18 protein-coding genes and 1 pseudogene are annotated in these 17,399 nt (G+C 29.4%); 10 read left to right on the top strand and 9 right to left on the bottom strand.

Translation table 11 applies throughout. The annotated features are described in order from the left end of the window. Positions 1-5: 5 nt before the first annotated feature. Positions 6-1,169: an LCP family protein gene (locus tag B2694_RS06430; protein WP_346885046.1), complete on the bottom strand. Its 1,164-nt coding sequence runs from the start codon at positions 1,167-1,169 to the stop codon at positions 6-8. Between the two features lie 155 nt (positions 1,170-1,324). After that, a complete protein-coding gene (locus B2694_RS06435) occupies positions 1,325-2,452 on the bottom strand; it encodes an LCP family protein (RefSeq protein WP_346885047.1) in 1,128 nt (375 codons plus the stop codon). A 231-nt stretch (positions 2,453-2,683) separates the two neighbouring features. On the opposite strand from B2694_RS06435, the gene B2694_RS06440 reads away from it, so the two are divergent. Beyond that, complete coding sequence (locus B2694_RS06440) at positions 2,684-3,751, top strand: mannose-1-phosphate guanylyltransferase (RefSeq protein WP_346885048.1); 1,068 nt, start codon at positions 2,684-2,686, stop codon at positions 3,749-3,751. Between the two features lie 170 nt (positions 3,752-3,921). Here the strand turns inward: B2694_RS06440 and B2694_RS06445 are convergent, their stop codons facing one another. Next, positions 3,922-5,055, bottom strand: a complete 1,134-nt coding sequence (locus tag B2694_RS06445; RefSeq protein WP_346885049.1) for a glycosyltransferase family 1 protein — start codon at positions 5,053-5,055, stop codon at positions 3,922-3,924. 136 nt (positions 5,056-5,191) lie between these two features. On the opposite strand from B2694_RS06445, the gene B2694_RS06450 reads away from it, so the two are divergent. The 4 genes from B2694_RS06450 to B2694_RS06465 are packed head-to-tail and all read left to right on the top strand — an operon-like array spanning position 5,192 to position 8,267. Beyond that, positions 5,192-6,205, top strand: a complete 1,014-nt coding sequence (locus B2694_RS06450; RefSeq protein ID WP_346885050.1) for a CotS family spore coat protein — start codon at positions 5,192-5,194, stop codon at positions 6,203-6,205. A gap of 12 nt (positions 6,206-6,217) precedes the next feature. After that, entirely contained in the window at positions 6,218-6,436 is a 219-nt protein-coding gene (locus B2694_RS06455) for a hypothetical protein (protein ID WP_346846973.1), read from the top strand. Between the two features lie 10 nt (positions 6,437-6,446). Further along, positions 6,447-7,211, top strand: coding sequence for a hypothetical protein (locus B2694_RS06460; protein WP_346885051.1), 765 nt, complete (start codon positions 6,447-6,449; stop codon positions 7,209-7,211). An 18-nt stretch (positions 7,212-7,229) separates the two neighbouring features. Beyond that, the gene (locus tag B2694_RS06465; protein ID WP_346885052.1) at positions 7,230-8,267 is read left to right on the top strand and encodes a CotS family spore coat protein; all 1,038 of its coding nucleotides are present in this window, start codon (positions 7,230-7,232) and stop codon (positions 8,265-8,267) included. A gap of 34 nt (positions 8,268-8,301) precedes the next feature. On the opposite strand, the gene B2694_RS06470 is transcribed toward B2694_RS06465, so the two are convergent. Further along, the gene (locus B2694_RS06470) at positions 8,302-9,441 is read right to left on the bottom strand and encodes a glycosyltransferase family 1 protein (protein ID WP_346885053.1); all 1,140 of its coding nucleotides are present in this window, start codon (positions 9,439-9,441) and stop codon (positions 8,302-8,304) included. A 118-nt stretch (positions 9,442-9,559) separates the two neighbouring features. Here B2694_RS06470 and B2694_RS06475 point away from each other — a divergent pair, with 118 nt between their 5' ends. Next, a complete protein-coding gene (locus B2694_RS06475; protein WP_346846977.1) occupies positions 9,560-10,561 on the top strand; it encodes a CotS family spore coat protein in 1,002 nt (333 codons plus the stop codon). Between the two features lie 80 nt (positions 10,562-10,641). Here B2694_RS06475 and adhE read toward each other — a convergent pair whose 3' ends face one another. Beyond that, complete coding sequence (gene adhE, locus B2694_RS06480) at positions 10,642-13,278, bottom strand: bifunctional acetaldehyde-CoA/alcohol dehydrogenase (RefSeq protein WP_346885054.1); 2,637 nt, start codon at positions 13,276-13,278, stop codon at positions 10,642-10,644. Between the two features lie 206 nt (positions 13,279-13,484). On the opposite strand from adhE, the gene yabG reads away from it, so the two are divergent. Continuing rightward, positions 13,485-14,393 carry a sporulation peptidase YabG gene (yabG, locus tag B2694_RS06485; RefSeq protein WP_346885055.1) on the top strand — a complete coding sequence of 303 codons (909 nt, stop codon included), beginning with the start codon at positions 13,485-13,487 and terminating at the stop codon, positions 14,391-14,393. A 399-nt stretch (positions 14,394-14,792) separates the two neighbouring features. On the opposite strand, the gene B2694_RS06490 is transcribed toward yabG, so the two are convergent. Continuing rightward, entirely contained in the window at positions 14,793-15,263 is a 471-nt protein-coding gene (locus B2694_RS06490; protein WP_346885056.1) for a hypothetical protein, read from the bottom strand. Positions 15,264-15,767: 504 nt separating this feature from the next. Here B2694_RS06490 and B2694_RS06495 point away from each other — a divergent pair. Together B2694_RS06495 and B2694_RS06500 are read left to right on the top strand one after the other, a co-directional pair. Continuing rightward, positions 15,768-15,983: pseudogene (locus B2694_RS06495) on the top strand (sporulation peptidase YabG); the annotation flags it as partial. A 48-nt stretch (positions 15,984-16,031) separates the two neighbouring features. Further along, on the top strand, positions 16,032-16,238 hold the full coding sequence (locus tag B2694_RS06500; protein WP_346885057.1) for a hypothetical protein: 207 nt from the start codon (positions 16,032-16,034) through the stop codon (positions 16,236-16,238). Between the two features lie 63 nt (positions 16,239-16,301). Here the strand turns inward: B2694_RS06500 and B2694_RS06505 are convergent, their stop codons facing one another. The 3 genes from B2694_RS06505 to B2694_RS06510 form a co-directional block, all read right to left on the bottom strand. Further along, entirely contained in the window at positions 16,302-16,757 is a 456-nt protein-coding gene (locus B2694_RS06505; RefSeq protein WP_346885058.1) for a hypothetical protein, read from the bottom strand. Between the two features lie 135 nt (positions 16,758-16,892). Continuing rightward, on the bottom strand, positions 16,893-17,003 hold the full coding sequence (locus tag B2694_RS17835) for an IS1/IS1595 family N-terminal zinc-binding domain-containing protein (protein WP_422653203.1): 111 nt from the start codon (positions 17,001-17,003) through the stop codon (positions 16,893-16,895). Beyond that, the gene (locus B2694_RS06510) at positions 17,004-17,153 is read right to left on the bottom strand and encodes a hypothetical protein (RefSeq protein WP_346885059.1); all 150 of its coding nucleotides are present in this window, start codon (positions 17,151-17,153) and stop codon (positions 17,004-17,006) included. Between the two features lie 90 nt (positions 17,154-17,243). Here B2694_RS06510 and B2694_RS06515 point away from each other — a divergent pair, with 90 nt between their 5' ends. Next, complete coding sequence (locus B2694_RS06515; RefSeq protein ID WP_346885060.1) at positions 17,244-17,393, top strand: hypothetical protein; 150 nt, start codon at positions 17,244-17,246, stop codon at positions 17,391-17,393. Positions 17,394-17,399: the final 6 nt, after the last annotated feature.

The following is a 17,399-nucleotide window of genomic DNA, read 5'->3' on the forward strand; positions in this document are numbered from 1 at the left end:
TCCCATTAAGGATTAGTTGTTTGGTCAGTACCGTCTGTAGGTGGTTCGACTGGGATATCTGTAGATGTCTCTTCACCTTCAGAGTTATCCACATTATTGGAGCCATTACTATGTGAGTGTTCAGCATCATGATTATATACTTTTGGGTTAGGCTCTAGCCACATTTTTCTATCATTAAAAATATACTCATGGATTTGCTCTTCTGTATAAGCTTCATCGTAACATAGGTAGAAGAAACCATTAATATTAGAGTTTTTAGCGTAGTCATCTCTAGGGAATCGTTCTTGTTCTATATTTTTAGTTCCTAGGTTAAGTACATTTCCTGCTAGATTAATTATTTCTTTGTTAGATAGACTGGTTTCTACATAAGGCAATAGTTTGGTTGCCATGGAAGCAAGTTCTGCAGTACCGGCTTTAGAGATTTTATTAAACATTTCAGTCATAATTTTACGATGTCTTTCCGTTCTATCAAAGTCACCATTGGCAGTACTTCTAATCCTACAATAACCTAAAGTTTGAAAACCATTTAGATGAATTTTAGTTGTTGTGTTATCTTTAATTAACCTTTCAGTAGGTATATTTAGTGCTTCAGAAACTCGTACAATATAATCATCTACTTCAATAATTTCTTCATCAGATAGTTCCATATCTATACCACCAATTGAATCTACAAGTCCTTCAAGTTCTTTAAAATTAATTTTCACATAATCTTTAATGTTAAGTCCAAAATTTTGATTTAAAGTTTTTATTGAAAGTTGAGGACCACCATATGCAAAGGCATGGTTGATTTTATCTTTACCATTTTCAGGTATGTCTACATAGGTATCTCTCATTATAGATGTAATCTTTAATTTTTTATGAACAGGGTCAAAGGTTGCTATCATAAGAGCATCTGAACGACCTACATCATCTTCAGCTTCATCTACACCTAAAATTGCTATATTTACTATATCTTTAATTTCACTAGTTTGTATTTTTTCTTCTACATCTTCCTTAATACCTAAATCACTTTCATCAATTTTTGATCTTTTTATTTTTGAAAGTAGATTATTTCCATAAAAAAGTCCAGTACCAATTATAATTATAAATATAGCAATACAGGAAATAATTATCTTTTTATTTCGAGATTTTTTTCTTCTATTTAAGTTTTTTTTGTTTAAGTCTTCCAATGTTATCACATCCTAAAATTAAATTTTTTCTAACAAAATGATTTTTTTTAAATATAATAATAACGAAACATATACTTTACTATTATAATATTACATATAATAATAAAGTATATAAGTTAATAATATTTACATAAATATTACAATATATTTATAAGTTAGTTGTTATCAGACTCACCTTCAGAAGAATCACTATCATCAGAAACTTCACTTTCCCATAATTTCTTATCTTTAAATATGTAGTCATGAATCTCTTCTCTTGCTATATTTTCATCAAAAGTAAAATAAAAAATATCATTAATCATAGAATCTTCACTATACTCATTTCTAGGAAATCTAGCTTGCTCTAATTGTGTGTTATTCATAGATAGAACTTGAGTACCAAGAGAGAGTATTTCAGAGTTAGATAGGCTAGTTTCTACAAATGGAAGAAGTTTATTCATTGTAATAGCTAATTTACCAACCCCAGAATTTGAAATGTTATTAAATATTTCATTCATTACTTTTCTTTGCCTTTCGGTTCTATCAAAGTCACCACCTAAGGTTCCACGAATCCTCGTATATCCAAGAGCTTCATATCCAGTCATATGAACCGTACCATTTTCTTTAAAGTGTACATGTTTTGGAGTTTTACCTGCAGCAGTGTATACAACATCTAGATAGTTGTTTACATGTTCTAATTCAGTCTCAGACATTTCCATGTCAATTCCACCCATAGCATCAATAATACTTTCAAGTTTTGAAAAATCAACAGAAACATAATCAGTAATATTAAGATCAAAATTCTTGTTTATAGTTCTTATAGACAGTTCTGGTCCTCCGTAAGCGTAGGCATGATTAAGCTTATCATATCCATAGTCAGGAATATTAACATAGGAATCTCTCATTAAAGAGGTGATCTTAATTTTATTATTAATTGGATCAAGGGTGCCAATCATTATGGCATCAGAACGTTGTATATTATCAACTTTCTCATCTAATCCAAAGAAAGCAATGTTTACAACATCACTATATTCTTTTGTATAAGTATCATTAGTTTTAAATTTATCACTAATTTCTAAATTGTCATCATTGATTGTAGTACGTTTCATTCTACCTAGAGTAGAATTTATACTTACTAAGAATATAATAAGTAATATAATTAATGAGATTATTGTAATGGATATAATTCTTCGTCGTTTACGTTGCTTTGCTCTTTTTTTCTTTAAGCTATTTTTTTTAGCATCTATAGATGCTGTTTTATTGACAGTGGTTCTTCTATTAATAGAAGTCTTATCATCACCCAATGTAAACCACCCTTTCTAAGTATTTTTTATACTAGATGTCAATTATATATTAACAACTATGGTATATGTATAGATTACAAAAGTATTACAAAATTAAATTTATTCCATAAACTATTCTATAATTATACGATAAAATTTCTTATAATGGTATATTAAAAGAAGTTTTTTATTCTTCACAAATTTCTTTTAAAGTTCATATTATGAAAATAAGCAATATAAAAGGTGATACTTGTGTTATACGCGTTAATTTTGGCAGGAGGCAAAGGTACAAGGTTGTATCCACTGTCTCGCTCTAATAATCCTAAGCAGTTTTTAAAAGTTTTTAATGAAGATAGCTTTTTGACTAATACAGTAAAAAGGATAGAACCTTTAATAAATAAAGAAAATATATTTGTAGTTACTAATAAAGAATATATTGAAAAAATTCATGGAGAATTATCTCAACTAAATAAAGAAAATATATTTATAGAGCCTAGCAATAAAGAGACCGCTACTTGCATAGGTCTTGCAGCAGTCAAGCTGTTAAAGAGAGATAAGGATGCTGTTATGGTAGTGTTACCATCTGACCATTATATAGAGGGAGAAAAGGAATTTATAGATACCTTGAGGAATGCAGTAGAGCTTGCAGAAAAAAGAAGAGGGCTTATAACTATAGGCATTGAGCCTAGTAGGCCAGAAACAGGTTATGGATATATTGAAATGGGAGACCCAGTGGTAAGCTCTATGAAAACTTATAAGGTAGCTAGATTTACAGAAAAGCCCAATATAGATGTGGCTAAGGATTTTATTTTAAAAGGTACCTATCTATGGAACTCTGGAATGTTTGTATGGAGAGCTGATGTATTTCTAAGAGAAATGCAAAAGTACTTACCAAAGATGTATAGCTCTGTAAGTGAAATTTATAAACATGTTGGAGAAGAGGATGAAGAAGAAGTTATAGAGAGAGAATATAAGATAATCGATGGTATATCAGTTGATTTTGGAATAATGCAGAAAACTAGAAAAGGATATGTAATAAAAAGTGAATTTCAGTGGGATGATATTGGAAGTTTTGCATCCTTAACTAGATTTTTAGATGAACACAATGGTAATAGGATAGTTGGTTCTGCATACTTAAATTCCAGTGAGAACTGTGCAGTATTTGGACAGAAAAATCTAATTATAGGTTTTGGAATTAAAGACTTAGTTATTGTAGATGCAGGGGATGTTATTTTAGTAATGGATAAAAATAAGGATCAAGAGTTAAAGCATCTGATTAATGAAATGAAGGAAGAAAAGGAGTTAGAAGAGTTCTTGTAATATGAATTTAAGCTTAGTTTTAGAGGGGAATAATATCTTACTAAAACTAAGCTTAATAATTAAATTTTTTCAAACATATAAAACCCTACAGTGTATATTGACTGTAGGGTTTTATATGTTTCAATGAGAACAGAAAATATATATTTAAAATAAAGTCATCTAGAAGAGTATCACCTTTCTTCCAGGACTCTCTTATAGATTTCATTATAGATATCTAAAGTTTTCTTAGCTGTATTTTCCCAAGAAAATTCCTTTGCTCTTAAAAGTGATATCTTGCTAAATTCATTTCGAAGGGTTTCACTACCAAGCATAAGTTCCAGGGCATCTAAAAGAGCTTTATCACTATGTGGATCAATTAGAATACCGCTATGTCCAACTACTTCTGGGATAGAGGTTGTATTTGAAGAAATTACTGGGGTACCGCAACTCATTGCTTCAAGTGGTGGTAATCCAAAGCCTTCATATAATGAAGGATATGCAAAGCATTCACAGGCATTGTAATAAATAGGCAAATCTTCATCAGGTGCAAAACCTGTAAATTTTATATATCGTTTCATATTAAGTTTATCAACTAATTTTACTAGCTCTTGAGATTCATCCCTATAGGAGCCTACAATTACTAAATTATATTCTTTATCCATATGGTTTATTAACTTACTAAAGGTGCTTATAAGGGAATATACATTTTTTCTTTTACTAAAACCTCCAACATAAAGAATGAAAGGTTTATCTATATCATATTTTTCTTTTATTATATTTTTGCACAGCTCTTTGTCTAAGGGCATATATTTTTTATCGGCAGCTAAGGGAGTAACAAATACTTTACTCTCATCAATTGGGAAAAATCTTAATATATCTTGTTTTGAGTATTCCGATACTGTAATAATTCCGTTACTAGCTTCTGCGATATAAGGCATCTCTTTCAAAAATTTTAGTAAATAGCCCCTGCCTACAGTTTCAGGCATTATATAGGGAATTAAATCGTGAATTGTAACTACTGTTTTGCAATGAACTTCAGGAGTCAACCCTATACCATTTTGTGGAATATGATATAAATCTATATTTTCTCTTTTTAAGTCTTCAGGGAAAAAACTATCCTGAAAGAATCTTTGATATTTTTTTGAGCACATAACTAAATTAGTATTTTCCTTTTGATAACTTTCATAGTTTTCACCAGACCAATAAATTTGATAAAAATTATTTCTATCTATGTTAAGTAAGTTTTTCAAAAGATTTTCTGTATATGTTCCTATACCACTTCCGTTATACCAGTTTATGCCTCTACCATCTATGGCTAACTTCATAAATTTCACTCCTTTTAAAACCATATATTACATATTAATCAGGGAATAAATAAGTGTTACAAATACTTGAAATCTAAACACACATTTATTGGAGTTATCATATATTACCTATAGAAGGTTTATGGAGGAGGTTTTTTTGAAAGATTTAGAGATATCAGAAATATTAAAAAAAGAATATAACATTGGATTAACTTCTATAGAAAAAATAAAAAGCGTTTATAGAGTAGAGGCAGGTAAACAGATATATTGTCTAAAGGTAGTAAAATATGAACTTCCACATTTTTTATTCATATTAGGAGCTATGAAACATCTAGATAGCAAAGGATTTCAGTATGTACCAAACATAATAACAACAACGAGAGGGATGGATTATATAAAATTCCATGAGAACTTTGCCTATGTAACGCCATGGCTTAATGGGCGGGAGAGTTCTTATGAAAATCCCATTGAACTTTCTATAGCTGCTAAAAAATTAGGACAGCTTCATAAATGTAGTGAAGGATTTATAGTAAGTAGAGATATGAAACCTAGAGTTGGTTGGTTTAAGTGGATAGAAGTGTATAGGACAAGAAAGGGAGAAATATTGAGCTTCAAAGATATTATAGATAGAAGAGACAAAAAGACCGATGTGGACTTGTACTATTTAAGTATGATGAAAGAGGAGCTTCAGAGATGTGACAGAGCAATTAATAATCTTTGTGATACAAATTATGAAAATAAGATCCTTGATGAGATAAGGATAGGGGGGTTTTGTCATCATGATTATGCCAACCACAATGTATTAATAGGCAAGGATAATAAGGTTAATATCATTGATTTTGACTATTGTATTTTAGATACACATTTACATGACTTATCTAGCCTTTTAATTAGGGCTATGAAATATGGAAGATGGAATGAAGAAAGAGTAAAAATTATATTAAAAGCTTATAAATCAACCCATAGGTTAGAACAAGATGATATTAAAATCATGGCTGCATTTATGGAATTTCCTCAAGATTATTGGCAACGAGGTATTCAATATTATTGGGAGAAAAAAATGTGGGGAGAGGATTTCTTTTTAAGAAAATTAAAAGCCTATGACGATGACAGAGAAGAAAGACAGGAATTTATAAATAGCTTTAGAGAATTTAAGTTAGATAATCTTTAAGGAGGGGGTTATGTGAGTAAGAATGAAAACAAAAATTATGATGAATTTATTGAAGAGCTGGAAGAACTAAAAACCATAGAGGATTATGATAAAAGATTAGAGGATATGGAAGCTTACGTTAAAGAATTAAAAAAGATAAAAAAAAGAAAAAAGAAGATGATGGAGCTTGAAATGGAGAAAGAAGAAATACTGAAGAAGATAAATAAAGTAGAAAAAAATAAACGTAAGTAGAGGTGTTAAAATGAATAGATTTTTTTATGATAGCTTTCAGCAATATTTATGTACTAAGGGTGTTAAAAAAGTAAATTTTATGCTGAAAAGCAATGAGACCTTAAGTAGACGCATATTAGAGGAAAAAGTAATAAACCAAATTAACATTATAAATGAAGTCCATAAGCTATCTTGTGGCTTTAATGGATATTTAAGAAAAAGAATAAATAATCACACTTGTAAACTGATTGAAGATGATAAAATTCAGCTTAAAAAATTTAGGCGTAGCCTAGAAAAAATTAAAGATAATGGACCAATAGATAGAGTAGAAGAGATAGTTTTAGAAAGAGGAGACAGAGTTTTAGCTAGGGGTGAAAAGGTTATTGATACCATAATGAATAATGACTATATGGAGTTAGTTGCAAGAAGTATGGATAATGTAGAGATATGTTTAACTAATGTAGATTTTGATAATCTAGGAAAAAGTGAAACCATAGAAATTGTAAATTTCGATGACATAGCATATAACATGGTAGAGATGGATTGCTATTATTTTTTAGTAAAGCTTAAGAGAAAGGGATTTAAGGTAGATTTTAATAAGTGTATAGATGAATTTTGTAAGTTAGAAGGATTGGGTGAAAGTAGTAAAGTATTCATTAGAGCACTGTTATCTTATCCCTATGAATTTATTAAGATATATGAGAAATATAAGAAGAATAAAAAAAGTTGGAATGAAGAGGAGTATATAAGAAGGTTATTAAATGGTATTAAAGAGGATGAAATGTCTTTAATATAAGGAGGTGACTGAAATATTATGGAAAATAGATTTTCTTATAAGGAATGGCTTAGTAAATACAACTTAGATATAAAACTTTTTAATAGTTATGATTTTTTAGTAATGGATGTAATTCCATTAAGAAAGGTATTTATTCTGGTAACAGATAAGGGAAATAAAATATTAAAGAAAATAGATTATGCCAAGGAAGATTTATATTTTATAGTATACGGTATAGATTATCTAACAAACAATGGATTTGATAGAATCATAAATTTTTATCGAAATAATATGGGACATATCACCACAGTGTGGAAGGACAGTACCTATGTAGTTATGGATTTGATAGAAGGCAGAGAGTGTGAATACAATAATCCTTTAGATATTAATATAGCAGTTAGGAGTCTAGCAGAGATGCATGAAGCATCAAGAGACATAGGATTTTCTAAGGATTGTAGCAGATTTAAGGGTTTTAAACTTATAAATAGTTATAAGGAAAAGCTTCAGGATTTAGAAAATATGAAGACTATGGCTCTAAGTTATAAGAATAAAAATGAGTTTCATGAAATATTTCTTACTCACGTAGATTATTTCCTTGAAAGAATGAAAAAGAGTATAGAAGCATTAGAAAAGTCACCTTATATGGAGCTATGTAAGGTTAAAAATAATTTTATTCTTTGTCATCATGATTTAGCTTATCACAATATCTTAATAAAGGATAATAAAGGATATTTTATAGATTTTGATTATTCCATAATAGATTTAAGAGTTCATGATATATGTAATTTTATAAATAAGACCACAAAGAATAGTTGCTATGACTTCAATATGTTGAAACAAATTATAAAAGAATATAATTCAATATCACCTATATCAAAGGAAGAGTACGAAGTGCTTCATGGAATGTTATTATTCCCAGAAGGATTTTACTCTATATCTAGAGATTATTTTTATAGAAAAAAACTTTGGAAATTTAATAGTTACCTGTATAAAATACAAAAAAAAGTGCAAGATATAGAGGAAAGACAAGATATGGTAGAAACATTCAAAAAAATTTATATGTTGGCTACACCCTAGCCCCCCCTAGGGTGTAGCATAAAAGGAAGATACTCTATGTATCTTCCTTTTTATCTGATGAAGTTATTTTTTTATAGCTATCTAGAGTTTGTATTGCGGTTCTCTCCCAGGATAGAGAGTTTACTTTCATAAAACCCTTATTAATTAAATCATTTCTCAATACATTATCTAGTAGTGCCTTTAAAATACTTTCTCCCAGTTCCTCTATAGAATAGGGAGAGCATAGCAGTGCACTATCACCTAAGATTTCAGGTATAGAAGTTACATTGGATGCAACTACAGGAATACCGCATGCCATAGCCTCTAGAGGAGGAAGTCCAAAGCCTTCATAAAAGGAAGGATAAACTAGAAGGGATGCATTATTGTATAGATAAGGCATATGTTCCATTGCTATAAACCCAGGAAATATGACTTTGTCAGTAATTTTTAACTTTTCACAAAGATTCTTATAAATACAATAGGATTTACCCTTAGTTCCTGCTATGACTAATTTCATTTCATTAGGTAGTTTACCATGGATTTTACTAAAAGCTTCTATGAGGCCAGAAATATTCTTTCGAGGACTGAAACCACCTGTATACAAAATATAATTTTTAGGTAAAGAATAGTATTTTTTTATTATAGTACTGCATAGAATTTTATCAAGGGGTTTATAGATATCTTCACTAGCTAAATAGGTAACATATATTTTTTCTTTTGGGAAATTAAAATCCTTTGAAATATCTTCCTTAGAAAAATTAGAAACAGTAATTATACCATCACATCTATTTACTATATTCTCCATAGAACTGTTAAAAAGACTAAGATATTTATCACCAACTGTTTCTGGCATATGTGCTGGAATTGTATCATGGAGAGTGATAACAAAAGGAAGAGTATGATCCAAAGGTAAGCCGATACCATTTTGAGGTACATGATATATGTTTAAATCTTCATTGTTTAAATTTATAGGAAGACTTACACTTTCCCAAAAATTATTAGTATTTATATTAGGAGTAGAGCAAATTTTAAAATTAGAGTTAAAATTTATGGGTGTAGAATTACAATCACTAAAGAGGGTGTATTCATTTAAGGTATCAATTTTATTAATAGCGTTTATGAGCTGATAGGAATAAGTTCCTATACCTGTACCCCTGTACCACTTGGCAGCTCTAATGTCTATACCAATATTCATATAAATGCTCCTTTACAATAGGTATTATAATCCATACTATTCACTTAAACTCAAATATGTTATGGCTATTCTAAATTATGCTGGTGATACATATAAATTATAGAGGGGGTGCGAAATTATGATGAGAGAGTTTGAAATTGAACGTCAATTTGATATTAAAATTGAAAATATTAAACCTAATAAGGGTGTATATCAATTAAAAACTAATAAAGGTGTCAGGTGCTTAAAGAAAATAAGCTATGGTACTCAAAAATTATTCTTTGTATATGGAGCTAAAGAACATCTATACAATAATGGGTTTAAGAACATAGATAGATATTATCTTAATACAGAGGAGAAACCATATGCTTTAGTAAACGAAGATATTTATACTTTATCTCAATGGATAGAAGGGAGAGAATGTGATTTCCATAGTGATGATGATTTAATATTGGCATCTAGAGCTCTAGCTAATTTTCATTTAGCGTCAAAGGGATATGAACCATCTGAGAATAGTAAATTAAAATCTGACTTAGGAAGATGGCCTCATTTAATGGAAAAAAGGATAAAATCCTTTGATAAGATGAAAGAAATGGTTAGAAAGAAAAGGAATCATAAGACGGAGTTCGATTTAAATTATATAAAATCAATGGATTATTATAAAGTTTTAGGGCAAAAGGCCCTAGAGGTTCTAAATCAATCTAATTATTATAATATTTGTAGGATATCGGAGGAAGAAAAAAGTTTTTGTCATCATGACTTTACTTATCACAATATAATAGTAGACGAAAAAAATGAAGTAAGTATAATAGATTTTGATTACTGTAAAAGAGAGGTCAGAGCTTTTGATTTATCTAATTTTATGATTAAAGTTTTAAAGAGACGAGAATGGGATTTTGAGTTAGCAAAGCTTATAATTGATAATTATAATGAAATATCTCCAATAGAAGATGATGAATATATGGTGCTATATGCATTCTTGATGTTTCCTCAAAGATATTGGAGAATATGTAATAGGTATTATTATAATGAAGTAAATTGGGTACAAAACACTTTTAATAAGAAAATGGAGGAGCTTATACAAGAAAGAGAAAAATTTGAAAGTTTTATGAGACAATTTAAAGAATTCTATAATATTTAAGGAGATTATCCTTGAGAAGATAAAAAAGTTGTGGAATATGTGATATACCACAACTTTTTATTTTTTAAATTAAATCCTTATTAAAAAGCATCCTTAATCAGTTCTGCAATTTCAGAAACTAGAGGTAGTCTAGGGTTTGAGGTAGTACATTGATCTTCAAAAGCTTCATCGGCTAATGAATATAGTACAGAATCTAGATGATCCTTAGTAACACCACATTGACTAAGGGTAGTTGGAACATTTAGTTCCAGCATAAGATTTCTGATAGCTTCCACTAAATTATTTACAGCTTCTTCGCAGGTAGAGTGAGCTAAGCCTAAAAACTTTGCTATTTCCATAAACTTTTCAGGAGCTTTATAGTATTCATATTTAGGGAAGGCTACTAGCTTACTTGGATTACTTCCATTATATTTTATAACATGTGGAAGCATGATAGCATTTGCTCTTCCGTGAGGTATATGGAATTCTGAACCTAATTTATGAGCTATACTATGATTAACTCCTAAAAATGCATTGGTAAATGCCATACCTGCAATACAAGAAGCATTATGCATCTTTTCTCTAGCAAGAGCATTACTTCCATCTTTATATGCAATAGGTAGATATTTAAAAACAATCTCTATAGCTTTAAGAGCTAAGGCATCAGTGTAATCAGAAGCCATTACAGATACATAAGCTTCTATAGCGTGAGTTAAAACATCTAACCCAGTATCAGCTGTAACTGATGGTGGTACAGTCATAACTAACTCCGGATCTATTATAGCAATATCAGGGGTTAGCTCATAATCTGCTAATGGATATTTTATATTATTTTCTTTATCAGTTATAACAGCAAAGGCTGTAACCTCAGACCCAGTTCCAGAGGTTGTTGGAATAGCAACTAATCTAGATTTTTTACCTAGAGAAGGAAACTTAAAAGCTCTTTTTCTTATATCCATAAATCTAAGTTTAAGACCATTAAAATCTATATCAGGATTTTCGTAGAAAAGCCACATACCTTTAGCAGCATCCATTGCTGACCCTCCACCAAGAGCTATTATAACATCAGGCTCAAAGCTATTCATTTGAGCAGTTCCTCTCATAACAGTTTCTGTAGATGGATCTGGCTCTACGTCTAAAAATACATTTACATCAAAGTTAGCTTTTTTAAGATGTCCCATTACTTTAGATACATATCCAAGTCTATCCATGAATTTATCTGCTACGATGAAGGCTCTTTTACCCTTAAGTTTTTCAAGGTATGAAAGGGACCCAGGTTCAAAGAAAATTCTTTCAGGAACTCTAAACCATTGCATATTAACTCTCCTTTTAGCTACACGTTTAATATTTATTAAGTTATTTGCACTAACATTTTGAGTTGTTGAATTTCTACCCATGGTTCCGCAACCCAAAGTTAATGAAGGAATATTTACATTATAAATATCTCCTATAGCACCTTGAGAAGAAGGGGAGTTTATTATTATTCTACCAACCTTAACTCTTCTAGAGAATTCTTCAATAACCTGGTCATTGGTAGAATGAAGAACAGCAGAGTGACCTAGACCACCAAAAGCAATCATATCTTCAGAGGCTTTTATTCCATCTTCAGTACTATCAACTATAAACATTGAAAGGATAGGACTAAGCTTTTCTCTTGAAAGAGGATAATCTGCACCGATTCCACCAGGTTCACATACCAGAACTTTTGTGTCCTTTGGAATTTTAATATCAGCCATTTCTGCGATTTTTGTAGCTCCTTGACCTACTATGTTTGGATTCATAGATTGCCTTTTTTCATCTATAGCAACCTTTTGAAGTTTTAACATTTCTTCTTTATTAAGAAAGTAACAATTACGTTCTTTTAAGAGAGAAATTACTTCATCACTAATTTCTCTATCGATAATAACTGCCTGTTCTGAGGCACAAATGGTACCATTATCAAAGGATTTTGATAGTACTAAGTCATTAACAGATCTTTTAATATTGGCTGTTTTTTCTATATAGCAAGGAACATTTCCCGCACCAACACCAAGAGCTGGCTTTCCAGTAGAGTAAGCTGATTTAACCATACCAGGACCACCGGTTGCAAGAATAATATCTACTCCAGGATGAAGCATAAGTTTTTGTGAACCTTCAATGGAAGGACTACTAATCCATTGAATACAATTCTTAGGAGCACCTGCTTCAATAGCTGCATCCAAAAGCAACTTAGCAGTAGCTATACTACATTTTTGAGCCCTAGGATGAAAGCTAAATATTATAGGATTTTTAGTTTTTATAGCTATTAAGGATTTAAATATTGTAGTGGAAGTAGGATTTGTAGTTGGAGTAACTCCTGCTACTACGCCTATAGGTTCTGCAACTTCCATATAATCTTCTTCTTCATTTACAATACCCACAGTTTTTAAATCTTTTATACTGTTGTATACATACTCAGAGGCAAATATATTTTTAGTTATTTTATCTTCATATACACCCATTTCCGTCTCATCTATAGCCATTTTAGCTAGTTCACGGTGTTTACTTAGGGCAGAGATTGTCATTTTTTTAACTATATTATCTATGGAATTTTGATCAAAGGTTAAAAATTCCTCGTAGGCATCACGAGCGTTTTTAACAAGGTTATTAATTTCAGAATCTACAGATGATATGGCTTTATCAGCTGAATTGCTAGAGCTTGAAATGGAATCATTCTTAGACTCCTTAACAGATTTTACATCAATTTTTTCAGTAGACATTTAGTATATACCCCCTAAACTTTGTTATTTATTTAACTAATTATATTATAACCCATGAAAATAATATTTCAAGATATTTAGTTAAATTTTTATCAATCCTTTACTATATTTTTATATTTGTTTAATGAGTTCCATAGTTTTAATATCTCACAATTATTAAGTAAAGTTCATATGATATAAAGAGGAAATCATGAGGAGAGATATAGGTGAATATAGGTGATAGAGTAGTAAGAAAATCTTATAATAAAGATATAGTATTTAAAATAATAGATATAGAAATTGATGATGAGGGTGTTAAAAAATATTTATTAAAGGGGTTAAATATAAGAATTGAAGCAGATAGCATAGAAGATGATTTAGAGGTTATTGACAGTGAGGGAGTTGGGGAGAAGGATAAAGTATTTAATAAAAAAGTAAATACTGCTCTAAAGAAAGTTTTGCTATCAAGGTCATATACAAGAGGGGCTTCCGCTGCATTAAGAGTTATAGACACTGAGATAAACAGAAAAGAAAAGAAAGGTACATCTTTTAAAAATAGTGAATTATTCTTTGGAAGACCAGGTAAAATTCTTCATATTGATGGTGATCCTCAATACCTAGATATTTGTTTAAAAACATATAAGCAATTATCCATTGAGGCTGTAGGTAAAGTCATAGCAGAAAAGGATCAGCCCTCCCAGATACTAGATTTAGTAAAGGAAATAAACCCAGATATAGTTGTAATTACGGGTCATGATGGAATGAGCAAGAATATATCAGATTATATGGATCTTGGAAACTATAGGAACTCAAAATACTTTGTAGAATGTGTTTCTTTATTAAGAAGTTATAATTCTAATTATGATGATTTGGTTATTTTTGCAGGTGCCTGTCAATCAAACTACGAAGCATTGCTTGATGCAGGTGCTAATTTTGCATCTTCCCCCAGTAGGGTCCTCATCCATTGTTTAGATCCAGTATTAATTTGTGAGAAGGTAGCTTATACTAATATCGATGATATAGTAAACATTGAAGATGTAATTAAAAATACAATCACAGGGATTAAAGGGGTAGGAGGATTACAAACAAGAGGTAAATACAGAGAAGGATATCCTAAATCTCAGTATGTAAAGTGAAATGAGAAAATGAGTTGTGATTTATACAATTTTAACTATAGTATGTATAGGGTGAAAACTCTCAAACCCGCATGAATAGAACAAATAGTTAACTAGTTATATAGTTATATAGGCAAATAGTAATGAAGTTAAATAGGTATATAGGTATAAAGTTATATAGGTTCATATATACCTATTTTCATATATAAATATTTATATATGAAAATACTGATAAAAACAGGACAAATTTATAAAATATAAAACACTTAATTATAATAGTAAGAAAATTACTACTTTTCAAGTTAGGTTTACAAATGAGAATTAAACAAGGAATTAGATATACTTTTGAAAAGTATAAATTAACTCATTTTTCAATAAAAAGTTATTAAAATAAAATTATTATTAAAAGAAAAAGTAGTATTAATCAATACTATTTTTTTCCCTAATTACAACAATAATATAGTTTAAAATAAAAAATGAAATTGCAATTGTAAGAAAGTAATTTTTTAAAAAATTTAAATTTAAAAATAATCCAATTATAAAACATATTAATAGAACGATAAATGTAAATCCAAAATGGTTAATTAGAATACTTGAGAGTTTATAAGTAAACTTTGAAAAATTATCTATATCTAATAATTTATAGATAAAAATAGGAAGTATTAAACTTATTATAAATACTGAAATTATATGTTTAGGGCTAATAGCTATATTTAATGTATCATTATATATTAAAGAAATAATAAACAAATATGCAAAAGCTAAAACAATAACATTATTAAAAATAGATTTGTATTTAGATTTATCTAAATCAGTCATTTTTTTAATAATCGCAGAATTTGCAAGTAGTAATAACATAGTTAGTAATTTGTAACTTAATAATGTATCCATAGGTGCCTCCATTCAAATATAGAATATAACGTAAATTTTAGATAAATATAACACTGCTTAAATTATATCATATTTATAGATGTACAAGTTACTTTTAGGATAGATAATAGACAGTTCGTGTTATCGATAACAATTTATCTAATTCAGGAGTTTACTTTATAAGATTCCATTTTCTTTTAAATTTATATACATATCATATGAAAGATTAAATTTCCCACTAATTAGTCTTCCAAAGCAAGAGTAAGATATGTTTAATATATTACTGCATTGAGTATAGGTATAATTATTTTTTATCTTTCCATTGTCTTATTTTTTCACCAGGACCATTATAATAAGTAAAGTAATAATCTCCAAAGGAAGATAAAGGAAGGTTGAATTTATCACATATAGTTTTAATATTTTTTCTGCAAATGTTTCTTCAGGAAGACTACTATATAAACATTTATATATATTATAAGTATAAGGTTTTAAAATAGTTTTCCATGCATCATTTTGGTACAATGTGCAGGTGCTAATTTTGCATCTTCACCCAGTAGGGTGCTCATCCATTGTTTAGATCCAGTATTAATTTGTGAGAAGGTGGCTTACACTAATATCGATGATATAGTAAATATTGAAGATGTAATTAAAAATACAATCACAGGTATTAAAGGGGGAGGAGGATTACAGACAAGAGCTAAATATAAAGAAGGATATCCTAAATATCAGTATGTAAAGTAAATGAGAAAATTACTCGTGATTAGGTGTTTTTTATTTTAATTAAATGATATGAAAACTTTTGACTCACTAGTGAAATCATATGATGGCTCTTTAAGTGCAGCAAGCAGAGCTACATTTATAGCAGCATTCTGTAGAATGCCACACTACGGAGATTTAAAATGGCATTTTGCGCTTAGTGGAATTAATCCTATTTTCATCAGCTATGTGAAAAACCACAATCTAGAATTATATAATAGATACTATAGTTATGGATAATCTGATCAATTATTTATGCAAGATAAGAATAGTAAAATAGTGGATGTACCTCACATATCTGCCTTATTCTATTTTTATCAGAATTCCTTCAGCAGAAAGTTCATCAGGAAGTATTTCAATTTTGTTTTCTTTTATCATGTTTATATAATGATTATCAAGAGCACCATGCTTATAAAGATCTTTAAATCCTGCTACAGCGGGGCCAGTTAATATTATTGAACTATCATCTCTCCAGAATACGTCCCACCCTTGTGAGCCAGTACTAGGGGTTTGGAATAGTTCTTTTTTAAATATAACACAAGTTCCTTTGCTGATTTTTAACTTTGTCGAATTAAGAAACACGGTTTCATTATTCACTATTAATGTATTTTTATTGTTTGGTGATTTATATAATACATATGAACCAGAATAACTAAAAAATACATAAATCAGATAAACAACTACAAATATACCTAACCAATTGCAAGTTTTATTAGTTACCAAAACATATGCTACTGAAATCCCTATATAAATAGCCATATATATATACATAAGTATTATTCATAAGAGTGATTCCATTACTACTTAAAACTATAATTATAATTGGCATAACCAATAAAAGAGTAAGAGATATATTTTTTATTATTTGATTGTTCTTTTTCATTTTAACCCCCATTAAATATAATAAATATTTTCATTAAATGTTTTTCTGCATGACTTACATATGTATATTTGTTTGTTATTATATTTGCCATTACGGGATACCTCTTGGCTCGGGCATACTATTCATGATGAAAATCTATTTTCCTTAACATCCTCTTTGATTTCGTTTGATAATGAACTAGTAATCAACATTTCCTCGAGGAAATTAAACACCTTTTGTTGCTCATATTCATTTAAGGTAGATAGATGTTTTATTACAGCATCTGATCCCATTAACATCTTGGAGGTTCAACTGTAGATATAAGTGTTCCTAATGCGTTAGCAACTACAATAAGAAGTCAATTATTAAATGCAGGAGTATCATTGGATGGTAAGTTATCAGTGGGTAATTTATCTGCAACATTCAATTCAGTTACTGCAACTGCTAATATTGATAAAAATGTAAAAGTATCAGTTATAACTACACCTACTAGTATGACAATTGAGATGGAAGATCTTGCTGACATTGGGTGAGGAGTT

This window comes from Clostridium sp. UBA4395 (genome assembly GCF_002390995.1).
GTDB lineage: Bacteria > Bacillota > Clostridia > Clostridiales > Clostridiaceae > Clostridium_J > Clostridium_J sulfidigenes.